We start from the raw sequence: 15,063 nt of genomic DNA on the forward strand, positions 1-15,063 counted from the left end.
GGCATTAACCGTACTTCACGCATCGAATCGCCAGGCTGACTATTCCAAGACCGCTGCCTGCATCTGGACCGGCCATTCTTCCTGCCTATAAGCCATATCCCAGAACTTATATTCCAGCTGGCAGCTCAGTATAAAATGCTCAATCATCCGCTCTCGCTCAGCAGCCGTTGCGCCTTCCGCCCAAGCATCTACACGTTCTCGGAACTTGAGTGTTGTATCATCAAGCTGGTCTCCATAGAAGCCCATCCATTCATAGAACGGATGAGACTCATCCGGCTTTACTTCATCCAGCAGCCTGCGACCAATCTCGGCATACGTCCACATACATGGCAGCAGCACAGCCAAGATCTCGCCCAGGCTACCCTCATGGGCAACCGTCAGCATGTGACGGATATAGTGATGAGCCGACGGAGCGAGCGGATATCCCTGCAACTCTTCATAGGTCACCCCTGCAACAGCACAGAAATTTTGATGCGGATGAACCTCGCTGTGGAGAATAAAAGAGATTTGTTCATTTAATACAGCCATATCCTCCCGATTGGTGCATTTGGAGATTGCGATGCCGTATATCCGCATGTAGGCGTTCAAATATTCAAAGTCCTGTTTTACATAGTGAATCAGCTGTCCCCTTGTCAAACTTCCTTCAGCAATACCTCTCACAAAGGGGTGCTCAAAAATCGCTTGAAAAATGCCGTCCGCCTGCCGACGGAGTTCTTGTGTAAAACTCAATTTCCCCACCTCCATCAAATTGAAGAGCAAGAAGTCCTGTAAGAATATAATTCCGGAACAACGCTAAAAAGCCGCCCCGGAAAAATGGGAGCGGCTTCAACAATAGGCCCAATACGCAAAAAACGCTTGAAACCTTATATACGAAGGCTCCACTTTCCTACGCTAGTACGAACTAGATCAGGTTCAAAGGGTCCAAGATACGTTCTTGTCTCAGCCATAGCGGCTCCCCTAGTGGACTTCTATTCTTTTGACTATTACTGTACATACGTTCATACGCTATGTCAAACATAGTGTGCAAAATATGAAATTTCCTCTAGTTAGGTGTTTTGAGCTTAGTGAGGGTGATGAATTACACTTTCCACAGCTTTGACCTTGGCATATTCCGGTTTCCACATTGCATCTCGTATAGCTTGTTCCACATCTGAAATGTGCGCCTGAGCTACCTGATCCTGTATCGCGGCTTTTGCAACCGCAATCGCAACAGCGTACGAAACTTCGCGTAATTTTCGGATATGAGGGAGTAGCGCACCGCCAGGCGTATTCGAATCTACACCATTGGCAACAGCAACTGCTGCCGCTGTAAACATCGCAGGGGTAATCCTTTTGGCTTTAACCACAATCGCACCCAGACCCAGTCCCGGAAAAACAAAGGCATTGTTCGCCTGTCCAATCTCAAATTTCGTACCGTTATAGGTGACGGGCTCAAAAGGACTTCCGGTTGCAATCAGTGCTTTGCCATCGGTCCACCGGATCAAATCCTCGGGTACTGCTTCTGCAAGGTTTGTAGGATTGGACATGGGCATAATGATCGGGCGTTCTACATGTTTCGCCATCTCCTTGATGATCTCTTCAGAAAAGGCACCTGCTACACCGGAAGTTCCAATCAATATCGTAGGCTTCACCTGACGGATGACCTCTAGCAGTGGTATTTTGCCGTCACACGACCGGGTCCATGAGCTGACTTCATCCTTTTTGCGCACATACGGTTTCTGATATTCCAATACGTCTTCCATATCTTCCATTAACAGCCCGCGATAATCAAAGGCCCAAAAGGACTTGAAGGAATCTTCTGCGGAAAGGCCGTCCTCGATCATAGCACCCCGAATTTGATCAGCATTACCGATTCCTGCTGCCCCTGGGCCGAAAACAAGTGTTTTTTGTTCACGCAGCGGAGTCTTGGTGACACCCACCGCCGAAAGAATCGCAGCCAAGGTCACCGCTCCTGTACCTTGTATATCATCGTTGAAGGTGAGTATGCTTTGACCGTATTTTCCTATAATATGGCGTGCATTTACGCTGCCCACGTCTTCCCAATGTAAAAGCGCCTTTGGGAATTGCGCTAACGTTTTGCTGATAAAAGTATCAATAAACTGGTTATAGGCTTCTCCGCGAACCCGTTTATGGCGGTTTCCGATGTACAGTGGATCATTCAGCAGCTTTTCATTATTTGTACCTACATCTAGTACAATTGGCAGCACCCGCCCGGGATGAATGCCTGCCGCAGCCGTATACACTGCAAGCTTGCCGATAGCAATGTTAATCCCCCCGACGCCCCAGTCACCAATCCCTAAAATACTTTCGGAATCTGTCACGACGATCAGATCCACATCATGGCCACTCAAACCAGAATTATGGAATGCTTGTCCAATACCGTTCGGGTTATCTATCGACAAATATATGCCTCCAGGGCGGTTGTACTCGTGACTATATTCTTGAATCGCGGTTCCTACGGTCGGCGTGTAGACTACGGGCAGCATTTCACTCAAATGATCGGTTAGCAGCCGGTAGTAGAGTACGACATTTCGGTTGTGAAGGTCGTTGAGAGAAGCATTTTTTCGCAGCATGGTGGGTTGTGCCAGAAACTGCTGATATGCCCGTACGCTCTGTTTCTCCAATGAAAGGACGGTTGGAGGAAGGATTCCTTCCAAACCCAGCTCCTTGCGTTCTTCTTCTGTAAAAGCGACACCTTTGTTCAAAAGGGGATTTGCCAACACATCCTTTCCCCGTAATGGAGTAGAAATGACCCATCGCGATTGACATAAAATGCTTCCATAGAAAGACCTTCCTTCTCTTCATTTTCATAACTATTCATAACGAAAGATGACATGTTGTCCATAGTATGGACGTGCAAATATGTTTTATTCTTGCATTTATCTATGACAAAATAACCATATTTGTTTCTTTCTAATGATATAAATGAACTAACTTTCGATTTAGATTCGCTAACCATTCCTGATGACTTTGGTTCTAATGAATCAGGTCTAAGTGCTCTGTTTTTATCAAATATGAAAATTAGTTTTTCTTCTCTTATCTCCATATATATCATGGAGTGTCAGCTATTTTGTTAAGAAAATATGAAGCATTTGGACATTAATTTAATCCCTATAAGCAAACATTCTTAATTCTTTTTCAACAAAATAGAACTATTCGGAGGAAAAGGAGAGGTTTGTGTGCAGGGACCTATAGCCATTTTTAGCGATAACGACAGGGCTATTGATTATCCCAATGTGATTTGTTTTTACCAATTTATACAGTGCGAGGACACGGAGGCAGCTTCAGTCTACGAGAACGCATGTTGTTGCCTGATTGATTATAGGGAGCCGGGGCAGGCAGTGCGGAAAGCCAATCAGATCCGTTGCCAATTTCCGCAAATGCCATTGTTACTAGTGACGGATGTAACATTTCCGTTCAGTGATCAGCATATGGTGCAAATCATCGGAGTAGGTCGTTTGCGGCTGCTATTTTGGCAAGCCAATGACAACGAAGAAATGCTTTCGGAAATACAAAGCTTGCTCTATCCCGAGTATTCGACCAAAAGCCAACATATTGCATTTATCTTGTCTGTATATAACGAAGAGCAACGTTTTGTTCATGTCAAAACCTTTGCTGAACGATTGCAGGTCTTTATCCGCAGCCATATTATTGAAGGTTCGATTTATCTCATTGATGATGGCAGCTACGATGGTACGAATGCCTTGATTAAAGCGCTGGAGGTAGCCACGGACTTGTCCGTAAACCGGATTAATCAGAATCTTAGCCCGCTGCTTCAAACAAGGGAATTGGGACGCAATACACGTAAGGCAGGGACGTATCTGGAAGGGATGCGGACCATTGGTGCGGATTACTACGTATTTGTTGACGCAGATGACTCCTTTTTTATTGAGGATATTGCCAGAATGATTAATGTTGTTCAGCAGGGCTATTATGATGTCGTGATCGGAACCAAGGATATGACCGCTGAGAATCGATCTTTATTGCGATCTGTCGTCAGCTTTGGTAAGCGAGTCATTTCCCGTCCTTTTTTACCCACAGGTGTGGTGGATTCCCAGACTGGGCTTAAAGTGATGAGTTCGGTTGCAGTGAAGCGAATGTTTCCGCATTTAAAGGAACAGCTCGGACTGGCGTTGGATTTGGAAATGATGTTTATTGCCAAGCGACTCCAGCTTCGTGTGCTGCAATTACCCGTCAAATGTATTGACCGGGATGGCTCGCACATCCATGTCTGGAAGGATTCTATTCGTTTTTTGCGCTCCATCATTGATATTTGGCGACTGGATCGGCGGGTGAGATAACAACGTGAACAACCGAGTACGATCGTTGATGTTTCCTCTCTTTAATGTGCTGCTTAACGGATTTAATTTTTTCTTTCACATTGCAGCGAGCTGGTATCTTACCGGACAAGCTTATGGCCAGGCGAATGCGCTGCTGGCGCTTTTTGCGCTTTTATCCGTTTTGGGTTTATCCATCCAGCTATTAACTGCCAAACTGGTCTCTAAGGGAGACCAAAAGCTTGCGCTACGAAGCTTACCGCTCGGTTCTCTATTACTCAAAGCACCTCTGGTGCTAACCGTGCTTGCCATGATCATTTTACTCATCTTTCATCCGTTACTGCGTTCGCTATTAGGCGTCGAATCCGGCCCGCTGTTCATGCTGTATGGCTTGATCGGACTGCATATTCTTGTGAGTTCGTGCCGCGGAGATTTACAGGGCAGGGAACGCATGTTGGCGCTCAATGTGAACTATTACATTGAGGTATTAGGGAAGCTGAGCCTGTTTTTTGTTCTGGCTGCACTGGGGTTAAAGCTGGAAGCCCTACTGTTAGCGAGCTGTGGAGGAATGTTGCTGTCGCTGCTCCACGGCTGGATCGTTTCGGCTCGCGGCTTGTCCCTTTTCACATACAGTGGAGAACATATCCCTTCTGGGCTATGGAAATCATTGGGTCAGGATTTCACCGATAGCCTTATGACGAATTTATTTATTTTGTTTTGTATCTCCATCGACATGTTGTATGTACAGCATTACTTTCCCGAGCAGGCCAGCAGCTATGCCATTGCGCTAAAGTACAGCCAGTTGGTCTATTACGTTTCGTATAGCCTCATTGCTGCCTTTATTCCAAAGATCGGTGCGCAGGGGCATGACCGCCAAGCTTTGGGCAAGTTGATTGCCGTCTATGCCGGATTAATGGCTGTAGCCGCGACCTGTGTATATGTGGGCACGACCTTTGTGTTCCCATCCTCTATTCCCATATTATTCGGAGCCTCTTACCAATCGGCCGAGACTTATATTCCATGGGGAGGATGGGTGTACTGGCTATTTTCCATCGTACTGTTTTTTGTGCATGTGCACGTATTGGTGGGCAGACGCAAATTTATGTTTAGTCTGATGGCAGGAGCCGCGGCCTTATTAGTAGCCTTTCATATAGCCCACACAGACCCGGTAGATTTTTTGCTATCTGAGTTCATTGTTTACGGAGCTATGGCTCTCTACTTTGTGATAGACGCCTATGTGCATTTGTTCAAAATAAAGATAAAGGGGGATTTACCCCATGAATACCATACATGAACAGGACGGTAAAACCGTAGTTCTATTGCTTTCCTGGCGTGACATTCGTTCACCTAAAAGCGGGGGAGCAGAAATTTTCACCCACGAAATGCTTAAACGCTCACAGCAAGGCCGCTTCCAATTCATTCATTTTTCACCTCAATTTGAGGGGATGTCTGAGCATGAAGTTATTGACGGTATTACGTATATTCGAAAAGGGAACATATACAGTGTTATTTATTATGCGATGCGCTATTACCGTCGTCATCGAAGGAAGATCGATTATGTGATTAACCAGGCAAATACGCATCAATTCTTTACCCGATTTTGGGTGGAGGCATCCAAGCGGATCTTTTTCATACATCAGCTAACAAGGGAGATATGGTTTGAGAACGCCAAATTCCCGCTAAATGTTATTGGGTTTCATATGGAGCCCTTGATGCTTAAGCTGGCTCGTAAGGATCGGACGCTTACGGTATCTCCGTCTACTCGATACGATCTACTTAAGCTGGGCTTTCACCCGGATCGTGTCCATCTTTTACCGGAAGGCATTGAGTTTGATCATTGGCCGCGCGAACAATTTTTAACGAAGGAGCCTAATCCGACCTTCATGTATGCTGGGCGCTTCGTCAAATATAAAGGCATTGATCTGGTTGTTGAGGCCTTTGGGCAGCTCAAGGAAAAGTTCCCTCAGGCTATGTTATGGATTGCCGGAAAAACCGATAAAACCTATGTGGCAGAACAATTGTTGCCGATTATGAAACGATATGGATTAACATACGGAGAACCGGATGAACAGGGGCAATCGCAAGCCGATATTACCTTTTACGGATTTGTTTCAGCAGAGCATAAGCTGGAGCTGATGAGTCGTGCCCACGCGCTGGTGTTTCCTTCCTTGCGTGAAGGCTGGGGGTTGACGATTACCGAAGCGGCAGCCGTTGGAACGCCCAGCATTGTCAGCAATTCACCGGGGCTGGTGGATGCAACGGATTTCGGAAAAAGCGGGTATCTATGCTTTCACGGCGACATCCGGGGATTATCTGAACAAATGGAAAGAGCAGCGAAGGGCGGCGAAGATTACATGGCCATCCGTGAGCGGGCGTATCAATATGCGTTAAGATTCCATTTTGATCATACGGCTGCTGCGTTTGAGCAGTTGATGGAAGATTGGGTAGAGGAGGCGGAACAGAGTGGACAAAGTGGTCATTCTCTTCTCCACGTACAACAATGAGCGGACGATAGAGCCTTGTTTGCGAAGCTGTATGGGGCAAAATTACAAGGATCTGCATATTGTAATTGCTGATGATGGCTCCAATGACCGGACCGTCGAGACGATTCGTATGCTGTCGGCAGGGAGTTCAGTACCCGTAACGGTACTGGAGCTTCCCCATGGGGAGCGGGGAGTCGCTAGGGTCAGGGCGGTTGAGGAAGCAAAACACTTGGGGGCCGAATACATATTTGTATTGGATTCCGATATGATTTTAGCCGAACATCTGATTCAGCAGAGCATCGACTTTTTTGACGATCATCAGGATATTGGCGCCTTGGTCATTCCGGAGGAGGCGTATTCGGAAGCGGACAATTTTTTTTCCAAAGTGAAAGTTTTTGAGCGAAATGTGATTAACAATGCGGGTGAGACCTTGGGAAAACGCTCCATTGAAGCGGCACGCTTCTGGCGAATGAGCGCTTATGAATCGACGGGCGGTTTTAATGCGGAGCAGATTGCTTTTGAAGAAATACAGCCAACCTTGCGTTATATAGAGTCTGGCGGAGTTATTCGCCGGGCGGTATTTACACGGGTATACCATGATGAAAAACAGGTGTATCTGCACGATGTATTACGTAAAAAAGCCTACTACTTTTCGGTGATGGATCGTACGATGTCATCTGAAGAGGGCGGATTGCGAAAGGCGCTGGAACGTTGGTACTTCTTTCGTCCGGTGCTGTATACATGGGGGAATTTGAAAAACTATATCCGTCACCCCTTGCTGACGATGGGGATGTTGTGGATGTATGTATGCCTGACTGTGATTGGGGTAGCCGCCGTGTTAAAGGGCGGCACCCGTCACTCAGGCGATCTCGCTAAGGCGGATAAGGCGTAACGATGAATGGCCAAGGGTCAGCGTATCCAGCGTGTACAGGTCGGGATCGGAAGATTCCGACTCCTCATACGGTATATATAATGAATGCGTGGTTAACTGAATACCTTCCCCGTCAGGATGACGTAGTGAGCAGCCGACAGGATACAGCTCAGCGAGTGCAATGTGTACAGCGGTTACGATATCTTGTTCATTCAGCAGCACATAGGGTCGGTACGGTGCATTCAAAATGCTGTCTATAAAAACTGACAGGTTGGAAGCTACGTTCTGGTCTGCATGTAGGCTGTTTCGGTTGAGTTTGGCCTGATCAAGCGCCTCATACAGTATTTTTTTTAGCGTATCATCATCCAGCTCCAGCGGTTTCGTCAAAAAACGGAACACACCGACTTGGTTAATCGCCGATAAAATGGACTGCGTATGCAGGTGACCAGACAAAATAATTCGTACGATATGTGGATAATCCTTCTTAATCATGCGAAGGAAGGTAATCCCATCCAGACCAGGCATGAGCAGATCGGAAACGACCACATCAATCGGGTGCTGTTCCAGCACTTGTAAGGCTTGTTTGGGCGTGTGAGCGGTATGTAAGGTGAATGCTTCTTGCGTCAAGGTCCGTTCAAGCAGGGACAGAACCATAGGGCTGTCGTCAACAAATAGAATGTTTTGGGGTGTCATAAGAACTGCGCAACTCCAATCAGGAAGTAAGAAATGAGGAACTACATGTATAATATCAGCGTTTTGGCATTTTTGAAAGATGTCAATACAGAACGGGCGTTGCGTCTTTTTTGTGAACGATTTGATTCGGCTGAACATGCCCTCTGGGAAAAAGGTATGCGTCTCCTTCATCAGTATCATGCTGCACGGCATACAGGAGTGACCCTGGCTGTCTCCAGCGCACTTCAGCATATGGACGATCGTCATGATATTTACGTTGTTGATCTGCGAGAATACGGCGAGGAAGAGCTGGATCGCTTATATATCGCAAAAACATGCGAGTTGATCCTACTGACGGACGGGGCAACGGAAACCGCTGCAAGGTTTGCTGCCCTCCAGCGTCGCACTCCCCGGTTGCTGTGCGCACGGCTACCGCTGGTCAGCTACGAGCTGGAATGCCTGATGCAGGCTATTTTGAGCCGTCTTGAACAAAATGGAGGGGACAGGGAAGCATGAAACAATGGGCTTTGTTGAAACCAGGTTGGCAAAAGCTGATCCTGTACCTGATCGTTCTGGGTGTGACAGTGTTTTTGGCCGCTGTGCTTCAATGGTTTGTCGTGCGACAATTCAGTGCTCACTTGGCGGAGATTCAGAACGAACAGCTCCAGTATGAGGTACAGGAACTTTCTAGCAGCATAACCGAGCGTTATGCCGCATGGCAGGCTGAACTGAAGGAGCTGTCGTCCAGTCTGGGCAGAGATATGCTGAATCAGGGAACACGCCACTATCCTGAGGGTTTTAAGCGTGAAAGCGGGGCCTTTTATGTGCTGGATGAGCAGTATCATGTGATGGTCGGACGAGACAATCGTGAGATGAAAAGTGTAGTCCAGCAGATTAAATGGCTGCAAAATGGTTGTGCAGTAAGCTCTTTTGTGACAGAGGATCATCAGCCTGCCCAGTATATAGCATGCAGGATTCAAGGGGCGCAGATAGGCGGTTTTATGGTGCGCACGGTTGACGCTGATATGCTCAGCGGGATTATTAAAAGTGAACCGATTAACCAGCATGAGACTTTATTTTATAACGGTCAATTTAAGGTCGTAGCTTCCCGAAGTACTTCGGATATTAACCGAACGGACATCACGGGCGTAACCCGTAGGTTGCTGGAAGGCAATACAGGTATCATCGAAGATGGCGGAGAGAAACACGGAATAGGATTCAGCCGCATTGGGGAAGAGGCCCTTTACATATCGGTTAAGGATGTCAGTGAGGATACAGCTCAGCGAATCAACTCCTTTCGCAAACAGTTATGGATGGTCATGGTTTTGATATTGTTCATTCTGTGGGCCATGCTCGTACAGTTTCGCAAACGGATTGTAAAGGATGCCATCGTGAACAATCAGGTGCGTGACCAACGGCGAGATGAAGATATGCGACAGCAGCAGGACACCTATTATTTGCCGTTAATGCAGACGATTGAGCAGCAGCTACAAGAGCTGCAGGAGCAGACTAGCCGTCTCACGGGCGGCGACGATTTGAAACTGCTGGGATTTTATCATGATCTAGCAAACCGCTTTGAAGCGGCTTCGAGTCAGGGAAAAGGAGCCTCTCATGAGGAACTGGAGTATTTTCGCGAGTTGAATGAAAATTTCATCCAGGGTCGTCTCAGACAGGAATCCTCACTGGGAGAGTTACTGACGGGAGTTCGTAGCTTGCGCGATGAGCTGGAAGAGAAGATGCATGATAATAGTGGAATTAGCTTTACAGATATGAATGAAGTATTGTCTGAGTCGCTGAAATGGGCGAACCGTTCATTGAATATGAAGAACATTCAAGTGATCTTGCGGCAAGAGCCTGTTCCATCAATTGCAGCACAAGCACCCATGCTGTACAAAACGATTCAGGGGCTGCTGGAAAATGCAGTGCAGGCCATGGGCCAAGGTGGAGAGCAGCCTGAGAATCAGGAAAAGAGCCGAACAGGTCTGCGGTCCAAGCGGCAATCTCAAGTGCTTAAGGTTAGTTCACGGCTGGAAGAAGGAGAAATTATTATTAACATTGAAGACACGGGCGGCGGGATTGATGATAAAATGCGTTGGAGCTATTTCCAGCCAGACTATTCCCAAAACTCGCAGGAGCATGCGTTCAGCCTGTATCATATGGATGCATACCTGAAGACCATAGGCGGTCGTTTAAAGCTGCGTAATACCGATCAGGGCTTGCAGGCAATCGTTCGTTTGAGAAGATAGGCCGAAGATAACGACAGATATACGAGAAGTTCAAGAGAGGGGGACAAGCATGAAAAAATGGATATTTCGCTACCGCTACGATATGGCGGCAATGATGTTGATGCTGATTGCGATTGTTGCATATCTTGCACCCATCTATGGACCAGGGCAAATTGTGTTTAGCGACATTGCTTTTGGAGCCACCTCTCATCGGTATCTGGAGGAAATAACCGGAGTATGGAACGAGCGATGGTCTACCTCGACCTTGTTCAATGCTCCACGTATCCTGTACATCTTGCCCTTCTATGGACTGTCACTCTTATTTGACGAAAGCGGCCCGGTCTTGCTCAAGTCGTTTATTACAGGCTTGTTATTTGTTTCGGCATTTTCGATGTATGCCTTTGCCAAGCGTCTGGTTAGCGTGTATTATTCACCAAGCTTTACGAAGACCCGTATTTTTGCCATCATGGTCGGCTCGTTGTTTTATGCGCTGAATCCGTGGGTTATTTTCCGCATTCAGCATATTTATTTGCTCTGTGGATATAGTTTGTTTCCGTTAATGCTGCGATTCTTCTTTAGTGCGGTGGACCCCAAGTTTCAAATTCAACAAATAAAAAACTATCATCCCCACAAGCTGTATCAACGGAACTGGATCGACCTGTTCCTGTTGGCTGCGGTATTCACCGTTAGTGCTGCGGCCATTCATTATTTTTTCTTTGGCATGATTTATTTGGGATTGTTCACCTTGTTGCTACTGATCAAACTAACCTGGACCCACCGAAAGGCTGGTCGCAGCTATTTGCAGCCGTTATACGGCAATTTTTTGCGTAAAGGGATGATTTTTGGCGTCTTTTTTGGTCTGCTCAGTTTTTATTGGTTGTCTCTATATGTCGGTAGCATGTTGATGGACGCTCAAGCGTCTCAGCATAATATCAACGTCGTGGATACGTTGTCTCTGTTCAGCCGCAACAGCAGTTTATATAACGTAGGTTATTTACTGAGCTATTGGTGGCCTATGTTTTCCTTTTCCTCACTGCCTAGCATGTTTTATGTAGGAGGGGGATTTTTGTTGCTATTGATCGGGTATGCGATGGTGACACGTTCACATAAAAATCCGATCATTCTGATCTTCTCGCTACTTACGCTGCTGTTTCTGGTTGCAGCTACCGGGACGACGTTCCCATCAATTGCCAAGTGGTTTGTCATTTTGGTTACGAAAACCCCTGTGATTGGTTCGGTTTTCCGTGATCCTAACAAATTTATTGGACTGATTGCCCTTAATTTCGGGGTGTTGCTGACCTTTGGTGTCATTCAATTTATGGAATGGTTCGGATCATCCCCGTTGCAGCGTGTATATAAAAAGCTAGCAGTAGTTATCGTTGTCTTGTGCCTCGGGGTATATTTTGCTCCCTTGCGTACTCAGTTCATTGAGGGGTACTACAAGCCGGTACAAGTGCCGGAGGCTTATAGTCAAATGGCTGAAAAGCTGACTGACCCGGATCGTTTCGATAGCAAGGCATTATACTTTCCGATTGCTGACAATATGATTCAGAGCTATAACGGAGTAGCCACGCCCAAATGGAATAAAGGGAAGACCGCAAACGAGAAGGCAACCGGAGATTTTCAGGTATACTCTTCTCCTAAAAATACGATCTTTCACCATGAGGGCAATGATCCCGGCATTACATACTATATGAATTTTCTACAGTATGTTATGGACAACGGATTAAGCTCCCGATTAGGCTGGTTGTTCTCTACCTTTGGGGTCAACCAGTTGGTCTACCATGACGAATATGTGGGCCAGGAGAAGCGGCAGGATTTTCACCTGTCTCAGCTGGAAGGTCAGACCGGGTTGAAACGTACGTACCAAAACGGGCTATTTTCCATATTCAATCTCGATCAGACACCGCCCTATATGAACATCCTTGCGAGTAAAATTGTAACACCTTACGGTTTTAGCCGACTGGAGAGCTACAGTCATCTGCCTGGTTTTGATTTTAACCGCTTTGGAGTGCTGTTCAGTGCGTTAAGGCCTGAGCTAAAAACCATCCAGACGATTAACAAAGGGGATTATGTGGAAGCGGCGTCCTTTAATGACTTGCTGTTGTCACAGCTTCCAGCAGAGGATTACTTACGGCCTTTTGATATCATTGAGGATGGTAATGCCTTTTTAAAATGGTCCAAAACCTTTGCCTCGACCAACGATTGGTTATGGTATTTATCCTCCCAAAATATACGGAACTTTCCGTTCGATATGGAAATGGATGCAGGAATTGCGGTTACCTTTGCCAGTAAGAAGCTGGATGTGGCCCCGTATCAGATGAGCAGCATCGAAGGGAAGACGGTCGTGGACTTTGATTCCATGTTGCGAACCGAAACCTTCTTCAAGCCGGATAATCCGCAGTTGTTCAGTGTGCAGGCTAATCCCCGTGAGGAATTGAATGATGTACCCACTCTGCACGGCGAAATTATGAAGGGAGACCCGAGTAATATATGGCAGGTCGCTAGATCGGGTTTGCTGGAAGCCAAGGAGAATAATCCGTATCAGTTCCAAATTACTGTTTCCGGCCGCGGGACGAACAAAATGCATGTAAAAATGAGATTTTACGATAAGCAAATGCGTGAGCTGGGGGTTAGCTATGTTGTGGCGCCCTCGGAGGGATATAATTTTGACAGTGTGAAATTTTACGGGGAATACGTTTCGCCGCCAGGCAGCTATTGGATGCGAATGGATTTGTTAACCTTACAGCGGCCACAGCAAAAAAATTACTGGTGGATTCATGATATCCAGCTGCGTGATTTGGGGCAATACAGCAAGCCTAACACGTTTACGATGCACAAAAAACTGGATCAACCTCAAACCTCGCATGTATATGCTAGAGTGTTTATGAATAAGGCAGGCGGGAAATTGCAAGTCACGCTGCCGGACAAAGTGGTTAATATCAAAACTCAGGATGATGGCTTGAACCAATTCCAATGGGTCGATCTGGGAGTGCATGCCTTTCCCAAAGGAGATACCCCGGTCACGGTTAATAACCTGCAAGGCTTTAATGCGGTCAATCAATTTGCGATTGTGCCTACAGACCAACTAGATCAGCTATCTTTTCCCGTGGAGCAGGCATTGAAGCGGGGCAAGCTCTTTTTCACCTTGGAGGCAGAGAACGATTTTAACGCCGAAGGGAATGTGCAGACGGAGCGTGCTTTACCAAGACTTAGTATGGGGCGGGGAATCAGCTATCAGAAGGGGACGTTAAGCAGGGATGTGGAAGTCGCCAAAACGGGAACCTATGCCACAGCTATTTTGGCTAATCTCCCCGCCGGGTACCAGGGGTCATTAACGATGAAGTGGACGAATGAAGAGACGGGAGAGGTGTTGACCAGAACGATTCATACGGGGGAGCCGTATAAGCGATTACCTGCTACCTCTTTATCCGAAAAGCAGGTTATTGAAACGGTGCCCAATCAGGATGGTTTTGCCAAGAAAATCATACAGATTCCCGGTCTGCTGAATGACTATGGCCGAGTCGAATTTAAAAATCTGTTCCTAACCAAGGGGAAGTATCGCTTAACCCTTGTCCTGGATAGTCAGGTGCCGTCATTGAGCCGTTTTGGAGATATTCATCGAATGGGCGGGCAGGAAGTGACGGTGATGCCTGGGGAGGATACGAAGGAATCATTGAGCACGACGGATGTCGGATGTGTGGCGGATATTCGACCTGGGCAGACGAATCTGTCAATCAAGGACACAGGACTGTCTATCCGTTACGCACCTAGCTATTCCTGTGACTGGAATATTTATGCGTCCAAGAAAATGAAGGCAGAGCCGCTGCAAGAGTATGCCGTGCAGTTGGATGCGCGATCAGAACAAATTGGAAGTCGGCATATGAAGGTCATTTTTTTGAATAAAGCGTCCCAGGTTCTCCAAACCTCCTATATTGATGAGGTGGAGGAGAGAGATAAGGAACAATGGAATCATTACGATCAAATTGTGAAGGCTCCGGCAGGAACTGCCTTGATGCAGTTTCAAATTTTGGCGCACGCGCACAAGAAGCAGTCAGGCTTATTTCAAATGAAGCAATATTCCATCATCCCTTATCAAGCGATGATTACTGTGGATCAATTTACGTTGTTTGAGGGAACGGATATGGATACCTTTTTTATGGCTCCCCACACTTCGGAAAGCATTCAGGCTACTCGTGAAAATTCCATGGAACGCAGTTTTACGCTATATAATCCAACGCATCAACAGGTGCTGATCCGGGAGACCGAATCACCCAATCCACTGTGGGAGTTCAGGCTGGGTAGCGAAAATCAGCGAGCCCGTCTGTCCGTCAATGGAGTGACTACCGGATTCATTACCCATGGTAACGGAAACGGGAAGGTCGTCGTTATTTTGGCTTCCGCCTACCGTTTCGGCTGGGTGCTGTTCCTCATAGGGATACTGGGTGGAGCAGCTTGTTTTCTTCCTTATCGGCGATGGAAGAAGCGAAATCTTCCATAAAAAGCAAGCTGCTCAGTGGAGAAATGGGTAGCCA

The 15,063-nt window shown here is 46.8% G+C and carries 10 protein-coding genes and 1 riboswitch; of the genes, 7 read left to right on the forward strand and 3 right to left on the reverse strand.

Annotated features, from left to right (window positions below):
* Nucleotides 1–39 precede the first annotated feature (39 nt).
* Both tenA and G9G54_RS18935 read right to left on the reverse strand, forming a co-directional pair.
* Complete coding sequence (gene tenA / locus G9G54_RS18930; protein ID WP_165179197.1) at nt 40–729, reverse strand: thiaminase II; 690 nt, start codon at nt 727–729, stop codon at nt 40–42.
* A gap of 137 nt (nt 730–866) precedes the next feature.
* Nucleotides 867–969: riboswitch (TPP riboswitch) on the reverse strand.
* Nucleotides 970–1,061: 92 nt separating this feature from the next.
* Nucleotides 1,062–2,705, reverse strand: coding sequence for an NAD-dependent malic enzyme (locus G9G54_RS18935; protein WP_446723025.1), 1,644 nt, complete (start codon nt 2,703–2,705; stop codon nt 1,062–1,064).
* Nucleotides 2,706–3,179: 474 nt separating this feature from the next.
* On the opposite strand from G9G54_RS18935, the gene G9G54_RS18940 reads away from it, so the two are divergent.
* From G9G54_RS18940 to G9G54_RS18955, 4 genes are read left to right on the forward strand one after another with little or no spacing between them, the layout of a single operon-like run.
* Nucleotides 3,180–4,301 carry a glycosyltransferase gene (locus G9G54_RS18940; protein WP_165179198.1) on the forward strand — a complete coding sequence of 374 codons (1,122 nt, stop codon included), beginning with the start codon at nt 3,180–3,182 and terminating at the stop codon, nt 4,299–4,301.
* A gap of 4 nt (nt 4,302–4,305) precedes the next feature.
* On the forward strand, nt 4,306–5,571 hold the full coding sequence (locus tag G9G54_RS18945) for a transporter (RefSeq protein WP_165179199.1): 1,266 nt from the start codon (nt 4,306–4,308) through the stop codon (nt 5,569–5,571).
* Nucleotides 5,555–6,781: a glycosyltransferase family 4 protein gene (locus G9G54_RS18950; RefSeq protein ID WP_165179200.1), complete on the forward strand. Its 1,227-nt coding sequence runs from the start codon at nt 5,555–5,557 to the stop codon at nt 6,779–6,781. The genes G9G54_RS18945 and G9G54_RS18950 overlap by 17 nt, the downstream gene beginning before the upstream one ends.
* A complete protein-coding gene (locus tag G9G54_RS18955) occupies nt 6,741–7,652 on the forward strand; it encodes a glycosyltransferase family 2 protein (RefSeq protein ID WP_069290231.1) in 912 nt (303 codons plus the stop codon). The genes G9G54_RS18950 and G9G54_RS18955 overlap by 41 nt, the downstream gene beginning before the upstream one ends.
* On the opposite strand, the gene G9G54_RS18960 is transcribed toward G9G54_RS18955, so the two are convergent.
* Nucleotides 7,620–8,324 carry a response regulator gene (locus G9G54_RS18960; protein ID WP_165179201.1) on the reverse strand — a complete coding sequence of 235 codons (705 nt, stop codon included), beginning with the start codon at nt 8,322–8,324 and terminating at the stop codon, nt 7,620–7,622. The genes G9G54_RS18955 and G9G54_RS18960 overlap by 33 nt on opposite strands.
* A gap of 45 nt (nt 8,325–8,369) precedes the next feature.
* On the opposite strand from G9G54_RS18960, the gene G9G54_RS18965 reads away from it, so the two are divergent.
* Genes G9G54_RS18965 through G9G54_RS18975 form a run of 3 tightly spaced genes read left to right on the forward strand, consistent with a single transcriptional unit; the run spans nt 8,370 to nt 15,029 of the window.
* On the forward strand, nt 8,370–8,819 hold the full coding sequence (locus tag G9G54_RS18965; RefSeq protein WP_023990008.1) for a hypothetical protein: 450 nt from the start codon (nt 8,370–8,372) through the stop codon (nt 8,817–8,819).
* A complete protein-coding gene (locus tag G9G54_RS18970) occupies nt 8,816–10,549 on the forward strand; it encodes an ATP-binding protein (protein WP_165179202.1) in 1,734 nt (577 codons plus the stop codon). The genes G9G54_RS18965 and G9G54_RS18970 overlap by 4 nt, the downstream gene beginning before the upstream one ends.
* Nucleotides 10,550–10,598: 49 nt before the next feature.
* Nucleotides 10,599–15,029, forward strand: coding sequence for a hypothetical protein (locus tag G9G54_RS18975; RefSeq protein WP_165179203.1), 4,431 nt, complete (start codon nt 10,599–10,601; stop codon nt 15,027–15,029).
* The last annotated feature ends 34 nt before the right edge of the window (nt 15,030–15,063 follow it).

This window comes from Paenibacillus sp. EKM212P (assembly GCF_011066115.1).
Taxonomy (GTDB): Bacteria; Bacillota; Bacilli; order Paenibacillales; family Paenibacillaceae; genus Paenibacillus; species Paenibacillus polymyxa_B.

What these genes read in the sequence shown, in the direction of transcription:
- G9G54_RS18950 (WP_165179200.1), top strand. Translation starts at nt 5,555, where the DNA reads ATGAATACCATACATGAACAGGACGGTAAAACCGTAGTTCTATTGCTT.
- G9G54_RS18960 (WP_165179201.1), bottom strand. Translation starts at nt 8,324, where the DNA reads ATGACACCCCAAAACATTCTATTTGTTGACGACAGCCCTATGGTTCTG.
- G9G54_RS18965 (WP_023990008.1), top strand. Translation starts at nt 8,370, where the DNA reads ATGTATAATATCAGCGTTTTGGCATTTTTGAAAGATGTCAATACAGAA.
- G9G54_RS18975 (WP_165179203.1), top strand. Translation starts at nt 10,599, where the DNA reads ATGAAAAAATGGATATTTCGCTACCGCTACGATATGGCGGCAATGATG.
- G9G54_RS18970 (WP_165179202.1), top strand. Translation starts at nt 8,816, where the DNA reads ATGAAACAATGGGCTTTGTTGAAACCAGGTTGGCAAAAGCTGATCCTG.